The organism is Acinetobacter sp. UBA1297 (genome assembly GCF_002307755.1).
Classification (GTDB): domain Bacteria; phylum Pseudomonadota; class Gammaproteobacteria; order Pseudomonadales; family Moraxellaceae; genus Acinetobacter; species Acinetobacter radioresistens.
The window spans coordinates 46,236-55,671 of record NZ_DBUF01000027.1 but is presented as its reverse complement, the minus strand read 5'-3'; the positions used below and the strand labels follow the sequence as shown (position 1 = coordinate 55,671).

The window sequence follows — 9,436 nt, the reverse complement described above, 5'->3', positions numbered from 1 at the left end:
TGAGGGGGCTTTTTTTTATGCGGAGGGTTTTATATAAAATAATAATTACTTTTAATAAATAAATTATTATATTGATTTTTCACTTATTTAAACTTCAGCTTGTGAGCTGTATTTATAAAGCAGATAAATTGATAGGGATTATTATTAAATGAAAAGACAATTAAAATATGGCATAGGTATAGGTGTATCACTTTTTATTTGTACTTCAATCAGTCATGCCGCCTCAGCTCAAGAATTAATAAAAGTAGCTGAGTCACAAAAGCAGCATTTTTTAAATACTTTAAAAGACTTAGTAAATATTGAGTCCAGTAGTCGCGATATAGAAGGGCTGAATATAATTGCCAAGCAGGTAGCCCAACAACTTAAAAATACGGGTGCTCAAGTAGAAATTATTACTAATCACGATATTTATCGTATGGATGATACGCCCGAGCAAGTGGGACCAGTTGTGAAAGCAACCCTTAAAGGTAAGGGGCAAATTAATATTATGCTAATTGCGCATATGGATACAGTTTATCCAAAAGGCTCATTAGCAAAACAGCCATTTCGCATTGAAGGTGATAAAGCATATGGTTTGGGAATCATTGATGACAAGCAGGGAGTTGCATCGATTATTCATATTCTGTCTATACTTAAAAAATTAAACTATCAGGACTACGGCACCATAACAGTATTGATGAATTCAGATGAAGAAATCAGTTCGCCAGGTTCCCGTAAACTGATTAGTAAAATTGCTCAACAGCAGGATGTCATATTTTCATTTGAGGGTGGGGGAACAGATGGAAGTTTACGCTTGGCTACCAGCGGTATTGGCGCTGCCTATTTAGAGGTTAAAGGTAAGGCCTCTCATGCGGGTGTTAAGCCTGAAGATGGGGTAAATGCATTAACTGAGCTTTCTCACCAGATATTACAGCTGCAGGATCTGTCTGATGCTAAAACAGGTTTAAAATTAAACTGGACAGTTGCTACAGCTGGCAGAACCCGTAATGTAATACCAGAAGAGGCTCAAGCCCAGGCAGATGTACGTGCCTTAGACAATGCCGATTTTAAGAAAGTTGAAAGAATATTGGCTGAGCGGATAAAAAATAAAAAATTAAAAGACAGCCAAGTGGCAGTTAAATTTGAATTGCGCCGGCCTCCTTTATCTGCAAGTGAGCAAGCTCTACCAATTGCCAAGCAGGCCCAACAAATTTATTTGCAAGAATTCAAACAGCCGTTAAATATTCTAACTGAGGCAAAAGGTGGAGGGACAGATGCTGCCTTTGCTGCGCTGGATTCCAAAGCAGCAGTCATCGAAGGAATGGGAGTTTCAGGATATGGAGCCCATTCCAATCAGGCCGAATATATTCTGGTAGAAAGTATTGTTCCACGTTTATATATGGCTACTCGGCTCATTATGGATATTTCAGAGCAGAAAAATAAATAGTTTTATATAAGACTAGAGTAAAGCCATGAATTCTTATTCATGGCTTTATTTAATTTAGGACATTTAATTGTCTGCGTGCGTGCTTTAATGCTGTTCTTAATCCTTCTTCCATAGTTGGGTGATAAAATGGTTTTGCAAGTAAGCGATCAACAGTTATATTTTCGGCCATCATCCAGTTTAGCAGATGGGCAAAATGTTCAGCATTGTTTACTAATAGTTCTGCACCCAGTAATTGTTTAGTCTGTTTATCTACGTATACCTCAACTTTGCCCATATTCTTTCCTAATACGATGGCTCTTCCCTGTTTCTCATAAAAAACTTCTCCAGTCACAAATTGAGAGCCTGCTTTAACCAGTTGTTGATAACTTTTTCCAACTATAGCCATTTCTGGTTGGCTAAATACAATAGATAGGGGCGTAAATAATTTTATAGGTTGAATATGGGGGTAACTTAAACAGTTATGTACAGCAAGCTTGCCTTCTTGTGCTGCCTCATGCTGAATGGGAGTATCTGTATATGCATCGCCTACTATAAAGATAGGGTACTCTGCAAGCTGTTTGGTTTCTGGATGAACAGGAAGATTTTTAATATCTTTAAAATCAGAGTGAATCTGGTCAAGTTTTAATGTATTTAGAAGACTTTTCCTTCCGGTAGCTACTAACAAATAATCAACTTCTAAGTCTTTAAATTTTCCATTCTGCTGATAACTTAACTTTACCCCATACTCTGTTTTTAATACCTGTTCAGGTAAGGTGTTATATAAAATAGATAACTCTTTAGCAAATTCCTGCTGGGCGATTTTCTGAAGTTCTGGACTACTTAAATTACCTATCCGCTGACTACGTGCAAATATGGTTGTTTTTACATTTAAACGTTGCATGGCTTGTGCGAGTTCAAGGGCAATTACACCGCTACCCACTACGGCCAGTGAATTGGGTAGAGTCTCGAGCTCAAAAATATCATCTGATGTAATTAAACGATCCTGAAGTTCTTTTTTCCATTTAATATCGAAGCTTGGAGTTGAGCCAACTGCAACAATAAAGCTTTTAGCCTGATAATGCTGGCTATTCACTTCTATGGTGTTGGCATCAATAAAATGTGCCTGTCCAGAGATTTTATGAGCTTCATTCCAGCTTTTTACATCCATCAGAGTAGCTTTTACAAATTGATCTCTGAGCCGTCGTACATGTGGCATGACGTGAGCTGTATTAATCTTGCTTTTAGCTTCTAAGCCAACTTCATCTGCATGATGTATATCATGCATCCGGTTAGCTGAAGAAATCAGAACTTTACTTGGCATACAACCTACACGGGCACATGTAGTATCCCAAGAGCCATCATTGATAATTAAAATATTTTGTGTATGTTTAATTGCCTCCTTATAGGCACCGATGCCGGCTGTGCCTGCCCCAACAATAATAAGATCGTACATTTATCTACCTATTTTAAAAGATTTTTTATATTCAAGGATTCATCATATAGTGTTGTAATTTTTGGTTTGTATCTTTTGTTAAAACTAATTAAAGAAAGGTATTAATAAAGAATCAGATTGATAAAAAATGTTATTTTAAGTAAATTTCACTTATAACTAATCAATTTTTAAATGATTTGAATTTTACAAGAAATATAGGATCTATAAATGTCTAACTATTTAATCAAGTTGAAAAAACTTGGGGTAAATTTTACTCTTCTTGCTACCTCTATATCGTTAGTAGCTTGTGGAGGTGGAGGAAGCGAAGGATACTTTAATAATGAGGGCAGCGGCTCTTCTCCTGGTAATAATTCTGGAGGTAATGAGTCAACTCCAGATTCCTCTCAAGTTGCTGAAAGCTTAAATATCAATTTGCGTGATAGTTCTGGTGAAAGCTTGATTCAAGCTATTGATAATTCTAATGTACAGATTACTGTACAAGTACTCAATGCTGATAAAGGTGGAATTTCAAACAAAAATGTACGTCTCTCTATAAACGATAGTGAAAATCTGGGTATAACTAGTAAAAGTTCTTTAGTCACTACAGCAGAAAATGGTATTGCTGTATTTGAGGTCAATATACCTCGATTAAATACTCAATCTGGAAAGGTGCAAATTACAGCTACTTTAGATGGAACAACTATCAAGCAGATTTATACTTTGAATATTGCTAAGACATCAACAGTTCAGAGTAACTATAATTTAAATGTCCAACAGGGAGTTGTCCTTAATATACCAAAAGGTTCAGTCACAATTAATGCACAAGTAACTGACCAGAATGGAGGAGTTAAAACAGGACAAAATGTTATCTTAGCCCTTCCAAAAGAAATGCAGGAAAAATTTTCTATCTCTTCTGGCTCCTCATTGACTACAGATAATAAAGGTAATGCTTCTTTCACAATTACTTCAAATTCTGATTTAAGTGCTGAAGAAATTCAAAACTTTATTGGAACTTCACAGAGTCTGGAATTCAAGCTTATTGATGAGTATCAAGCACAACGTATTGTTAAAGCTGCAATTACCTTTAAAGACATATCTCAAATAGTACAAAAGCTTGAAATTATTAAAGAAGATACCCCTATTGTTGCACAAGGCGGTTCTACTATTATTAAAGTCCGAGCTAAAAATAGTAATGATATACCTTTAGCAAATAAGAAAGTAAAGCTAATTTTTACAGATAAGAGCGATGCTTACGGCGTGAGCCTGGATCAAACCGAAGTAACGACCAATGCTGCCGGATATGCAGAATTTATAGTACGTACTAATTCCTCATACCCAATTGCACTTTCTCAGCAAGGTATTAATTTAAAAGCTCTCTATACAGATAATGCAGAAGTTTTTGCCCAAGATACGGTTTCTGTAATTACTACAAATACTGGTGCTACTGACCAGCTAGCTTTACAGCGTTTAGAAATAGCATCATCTTATAAAATTAACGCGAAAAATGACTCTGTTAGTATTACTGTAAAAGGTATTAATAATAAAGGAGAAGCTGCTACTAAAGGTAAAGTAACTTTGAGTTTAAACTCGGAAGCTCTCGCGAATGGGGTAACTTTTGAAGGTAGTGCAGAACAGGAATTCAGAACAGGTTATGTCACTTATATTTTAAAAACCAATGCTAAGACAGAGGCAGCAGTAGCAGATTTAGTTCAAGCCGGCATTACTGCAACGTTTAAAACAGACAATAATTTAACTAATACTATTAAAATTGCTGTAGAGGATGAAGCAAAGTCTGAGGAGGCTGTAGGTTATCTGACAATTGATCCCATTAATAATGCTTTTGATTATACAAAAGATCAGACTGTTGAATTAAGAGTAAAAGCAGTGGGCGTTAAAGGAAGCGCATTAAAAGGTGAAACAATCAACATTAGCCTACCTGCTTTAGTTACTTCAGACTTACAAGCTTTAGGTCTAAGTTTAATGGGCCAATCTTCAACTAATACTGATGAAACAGGATATGCCACATTCCGTTATCAATATAAAGCAAATAATAGTGAGCGACAGAGAGAGCTGGTTGGAGGAGGTATACGTATTACAGCTACATCAGCTTCTGATAATGCTCAGCAGTCTATTATTTTAAATTTTAAAGCACCTACTGAACAAAATGAAATAGATTTAGATTACTTGACTGTAGATATGCCCGGGAATCTGGTATTGAAACCAGGGATAGAACAGACAATTCAAGTGGCAGTTAAAGCTACAGGTACGAATGGAACAGCCTATGCAAGTCAGAAAATTGGCATAGGTTTAAATGAAGCAGCTCTAAGTAATGGCGTCAGCCTTGCAACAGCTTCATCTTTAATTACTAATTCAAGTGGGCAGGCTGTTTTCAGTTTAAAGGTTAAAGCTAACAGCGTCACCGAACTAACAAATCTGATAGCAAATGGCATTACGATTTCTGTAAAAGGCTACCGTAAGGATGGCTCTAGCTACCTACTGACACGTAAAATTGATATTAGTCAACCACCTGTAATTTTACCAAATTTAGTAGGTCTAGCAATTTCTTATGATATGCAGACTGTATCAGTATTAGGTGGAGAAGTCCGAGTTAAAGTTATCGCAAAAGATAGTGCAGGGAATATCATTCCGAATACCCCGTTGGCTCTTGCATTGTCTGGTCTAGCCGGCTCAAGAGTTTCTTTATCAGATTCAGCTCTTTCTACAAATAGTAAAGGTGAAGCTGAGTTTTCAGTTAAGGTCGCTGAAGGTACATATGATGCTAATTTGATTAAAAATGGAATTACTTTTGCAGTTGTAGGGACTAATTTAAATAATGGTGATCGTATCCAGCAGACTGGAACTATTCAAGTGGCAATACCGAGAGATTCAGTTAATCTGCGTTTAACCTCGGAACAGGATAATCTTGAGTTGGGTAAAGCTTACCAGATTCAAGTTGCAGTAAAAGATGAATTAGGTGCTAATACAGCTTATCCGGTCAATTTAACTTTAAATAGTGAAGCAGTTACAGCAGGAGTTAGACTCAGTGCGGATTCTGTAATGACTTCTGCAAATACTAGTGTTCCTGTTTCAATTACTCTTCCGAAAAATATACCGGAGATTACTAAGCAGGCATTGTTAACATCAGGCATTAAGGTTTATGGCTTTATTACCAATCCTAAGGGTGAAAAACTTGAGACTGTTCTAAATTTCACAGTTTCTGAAGTGATTAATACCAACCATTTAATCTTGCAAAGTTCAAAAACAAATTTAAGTGTCAATGGTGACAGAGCAATTATCACAGCCACATTGTTAGATCAGAATAACCAACCTGTTCGTAATCAGGCAGTTAAATTATCAGCAAATAATTCAGCAACATTAATTATCGGTACTCCTGGAGCAGGTCATCCTACTAATACCAGTGAACCACAAACTGTAATAACAGATTCAAATGGTAATGCATTCTTCTCAGTAGAAATTGATAGTAAAACAGTTGATGGTGGCTTATTAGTTGCCAGTGGGATTGAATTAACTGCTAGTCATACTAATGAAGCAGGTACTATTACACAAATTCATCGCTTAGCACCTTTTAGACCTGTATCAGTTGACCCACAGCCAGCTCGTTATAATGTACGTATACAAGCCACAAAGCCAAGTTTAAATGTACGTAATGATTTAACTGATGTCACAGTTACTTTAGTCGATGCAAATGGTGGTGGAATTTCTGATAAATATATTGAGTTAGCTATTGAAGATTTTAATCGTAATGGAGCAATTATTGTTGGCCCTTCAGGATTAACTACCAATATAAATGGTCAAGCTACATTTAAGGTTCAGATTGATGAATTTGCGCGGGCTGTGGGTTATGATGCCGCCTCCTTTGCAGCAGATGATCTAAAACTGACTGCAAAATTTAAAGAAGATGGTTACCTAGAAGCTACACAAACAACTCAAGTGAATATAGTTCAATCACTAATACAGAATCCAGTAGCTTCAATTGTAATTGGCGTAAATCCTACCGAAGTTACTTCATCTACAGATGGGGTGTATTACACACGTAATCTTTCAGTTAGTGTAGTAGACTTTGATGGTAAACCTCTGTCAAAACAGGAGGTTAAAATGGATATTACCCCGATTCTGTATACTAAAGGCCAATATAAATGGGAACTTGTAACAGATGCATTAGGTAACCAAAAAGAAGATTGGGTTATACATCCAACAGCAGGATGTCTTGCTGATCCTAATGGTACTGCTGTAACAAATGGGCAAGTAATTAATATTCCTGTGAAGGTACCTACATTCTTGGGATCAGAAAGTACAGTTGCAACATATACAACAGATGCGCAAGGAAAATTTGATTTTACGATTCGATACCCGAAAATATATGCACAATGGTTAACTGTTCAAATTGGGGCGGCTTCTACTGTAGCCACTTTGCCTGCCCGTACAACTTATAATCTTGGTTTAGCTTCACTTAAATCTGATTATAGTACAGATGGTTCTTATGGTCCTAATTTAACAAGCCCGTATGGTACGAATTTTTCTTGTCCTTAATAGATGAAAGAAGCTAAAAAACAGCGCCTAGGCGCTGTTTTTTTATGAATGTCCGTATCTGAAAATTAAAGTGAGGTTCCCACACTTACCCCAACAGTTGGGCGTACATTCATAGAACTGCAGCCCATCAAGGTAAGTGAACATAAAAGAACGAGTAAAATTTTATTCACGTAATAATCCCTGTTGCTTGGCCTGATTAAATAGAGCAGTCGAGCGCCCCCCACTACGACAGACCAGCAGAATCGGTTTGGGCAGGCTATTATAATAACGAGCAAACTCAACAATATCTGGCTGTGAAACTTTTACACTTTCAACAGGCTGGTAAATCAGACTGACATGAGACTTTTCTGCAACAGTCCGGAGCTGGTTTACGGTTACAGGATTGCCGAGTTCACCGTCGGGCCGGTTAACAATGACTGATTTAAAACCCTGCTTGAGTAACTGCTGAAACTTTACCAAATCCATCTGTCCGGCTACGCTAACCTCTTCATTTAAAGGTTTGCTGATGGCCTGGTCAGTAACAGCAGCATTGACTGAAGAGATGGCACTTCCACACCAGCCCAGACTGAGCAGAAGGGCGCATATGTATTTAGTCATCCAGCAGGTCCATCTGTTTTGCTAATTGATAGAGGTTATTTGAGCGATTGCCAGTACGGCAGAACATTAAAATAGGTTTTGGCAGTTCATTATAGTGATTTGCAAATGTGCGCACATCAAGTTCACTGATCTGGCCAGCAACAACAGGCTGATAGACATAATCTAGGCCCGCAGCTCGAGCGGCCTCTTCAATCTGCGCACTGGTAGGCTGTTCAGCACCACCTTCCATATCTGGACGGTTATTGATGATCGATCTGAAACCTTTTTCAACTACTTGTGACACATGATCAGGGCCAATCTGGCCTGCAAAACCTACATTCTCGCTCATTTTTTTACTCCATAGACTCATAAGGAATTTATGCAGACATGATAGCATTAAGCAAGATTATGCGTCGAAATCGGTAGAAAATTAATAAATTTTTCCCAACAAAATATTAATGGATCTGATGAATATTTTTGATTGTAAGGTTTTTTAATCATATATGGGCTGAGGGCAGATTTAGAGTTTCTATTCTTATAAAATAATACTATTTGAAAAGTCGGGCATACTCGCATTAAAATTTTCATATACATTGACTGGATGAAAATGAATGATTCTTGTATGTCCAAGCTGCAGTGCAAAAAATCGTGTACCAGAGGAAAAGCTTGATGCAGCTCCGAATTGTGGACAATGTCATGCTGCCTTGCTTCCACTAGCACCAATTGAGTTAACTGAGCAGAATTTTAGTAATTTCATGAGTCATAGTGATCTGCCTGTACTGATTGATCTATGGGCCGACTGGTGTGGGCCATGCAAAATAATGGCGCCACATTTTGCTGAGGCTGCCAAACATAACCCGCATGTTATTTTTGCCAAGATTAATACCGAGACTTCTCCACGCTTAGGTGCTGCATTTAATGTCAGAAGTATCCCGACCCTGGTACTGATGAATAAAACCACAGAAGTTGCTAGAATAAGTGGCGTCCTTCGATCTGCCGAGTTACAACAATGGCTGGATCAGCAACTTAAAGTCCGGAGTTAATGTGTCAGATACTAATCTAAAACCTGAAGGGGTATTGTCTCTTCAAACAATTGCTATGCCTGCTGATACCAACTGGAGCGGAGACGTGTTTGGTGGCTGGATCGTTTCCCAGATGGATTTAGCTGGTGCAATTCATGCTGAACGTTTTAGTAAAGGACGATGCGCCACTATTTCGATTAACCAGATGACTTTTCTGGTACCGGTTAAAGTGGGCGATGTAATTAGCTGTTATACCAAGATTTTAAAAGTTGGTAATACTTCAATCCAGATGCAGATTGAAGTCTGGGATAGCCATGATTCATCACGGCCAGCTAAACGTGTTACAGAAGGAGTTTTTACTTTTGTCGCTGTAGACGTAAAAGGTAATAAACGCATAATTCCAGAAGAGGTTAAGCAGAAGTTTTTAGAGTCACAACAGGTTTAAAATAA

At 37.6% G+C, this 9,436-nt stretch carries 7 protein-coding genes; 4 read left to right on the top strand and 3 right to left on the bottom strand.

Translation table 11 applies throughout. The features are described 5' to 3' along the window. Positions 1–148: 148 nt before the first annotated feature. The gene (locus B3R63_RS12045) at positions 149–1,426 is read left to right on the top strand and encodes a M20/M25/M40 family metallo-hydrolase (RefSeq protein WP_286731390.1); all 1,278 of its coding nucleotides are present in this window, start codon (positions 149–151) and stop codon (positions 1,424–1,426) included. A gap of 49 nt (positions 1,427–1,475) precedes the next feature. Here B3R63_RS12045 and B3R63_RS12040 read toward each other — a convergent pair whose 3' ends face one another. Continuing rightward, positions 1,476–2,858 (bottom strand): dihydrolipoyl dehydrogenase, encoded by a 1,383-nt coding sequence (locus B3R63_RS12040; RefSeq protein WP_286731387.1) that lies wholly within the window; start codon positions 2,856–2,858, stop codon positions 1,476–1,478. 207 nt (positions 2,859–3,065) lie between these two features. Between B3R63_RS12040 and B3R63_RS12035 the strand changes: the two genes are divergently transcribed. After that, positions 3,066–7,388 (top strand): Ig-like domain-containing protein, encoded by a 4,323-nt coding sequence (locus B3R63_RS12035; protein WP_286731384.1) that lies wholly within the window; start codon positions 3,066–3,068, stop codon positions 7,386–7,388. A 162-nt stretch (positions 7,389–7,550) separates the two neighbouring features. Here the strand turns inward: B3R63_RS12035 and B3R63_RS12030 are convergent, their stop codons facing one another. Together B3R63_RS12030 and B3R63_RS12025 are read right to left on the bottom strand one after the other, a co-directional pair. Continuing rightward, positions 7,551–7,985 carry a beta-lactamase hydrolase domain-containing protein gene (locus B3R63_RS12030; RefSeq protein ID WP_005018431.1) on the bottom strand — a complete coding sequence of 145 codons (435 nt, stop codon included), beginning with the start codon at positions 7,983–7,985 and terminating at the stop codon, positions 7,551–7,553. Further along, positions 7,978–8,313 carry a TIGR01244 family sulfur transferase gene (locus B3R63_RS12025; RefSeq protein WP_005018435.1) on the bottom strand — a complete coding sequence of 112 codons (336 nt, stop codon included), beginning with the start codon at positions 8,311–8,313 and terminating at the stop codon, positions 7,978–7,980. The genes B3R63_RS12030 and B3R63_RS12025 overlap by 8 nt, the downstream gene beginning before the upstream one ends. Positions 8,314–8,575: 262 nt before the next feature. Here B3R63_RS12025 and trxC point away from each other — a divergent pair, with 262 nt between their 5' ends. Together trxC and B3R63_RS12015 are read left to right on the top strand one after the other, a co-directional pair. Then, entirely contained in the window at positions 8,576–9,007 is a 432-nt protein-coding gene (gene trxC, locus B3R63_RS12020; RefSeq protein ID WP_286731379.1) for a thioredoxin TrxC, read from the top strand. A gap of 55 nt (positions 9,008–9,062) precedes the next feature. Further along, positions 9,063–9,431 (top strand): acyl-CoA thioesterase, encoded by a 369-nt coding sequence (locus tag B3R63_RS12015; protein WP_171071758.1) that lies wholly within the window; start codon positions 9,063–9,065, stop codon positions 9,429–9,431. The last annotated feature ends 5 nt before the right edge of the window (positions 9,432–9,436 follow it).

Coding starts and splice junctions, on each gene's coding strand:
- B3R63_RS12045 (WP_286731390.1), top strand. CDS start 149: ATGAAAAGACAATTAAAATATGGCATAGGTATAGGTGTATCACTTTTT.
- B3R63_RS12040 (WP_286731387.1), bottom strand. CDS start 2,858: ATGTACGATCTTATTATTGTTGGGGCAGGCACAGCCGGCATCGGTGCC.
- B3R63_RS12035 (WP_286731384.1), top strand. CDS start 3,066: ATGTCTAACTATTTAATCAAGTTGAAAAAACTTGGGGTAAATTTTACT.
- B3R63_RS12030 (WP_005018431.1), bottom strand. CDS start 7,985: ATGACTAAATACATATGCGCCCTTCTGCTCAGTCTGGGCTGGTGTGGA.
- B3R63_RS12025 (WP_005018435.1), bottom strand. CDS start 8,313: ATGAGCGAGAATGTAGGTTTTGCAGGCCAGATTGGCCCTGATCATGTG.
- trxC (WP_286731379.1), top strand. CDS start 8,576: ATGATTCTTGTATGTCCAAGCTGCAGTGCAAAAAATCGTGTACCAGAG.
- B3R63_RS12015 (WP_171071758.1), top strand. CDS start 9,063: ATGCCTGCTGATACCAACTGGAGCGGAGACGTGTTTGGTGGCTGGATC.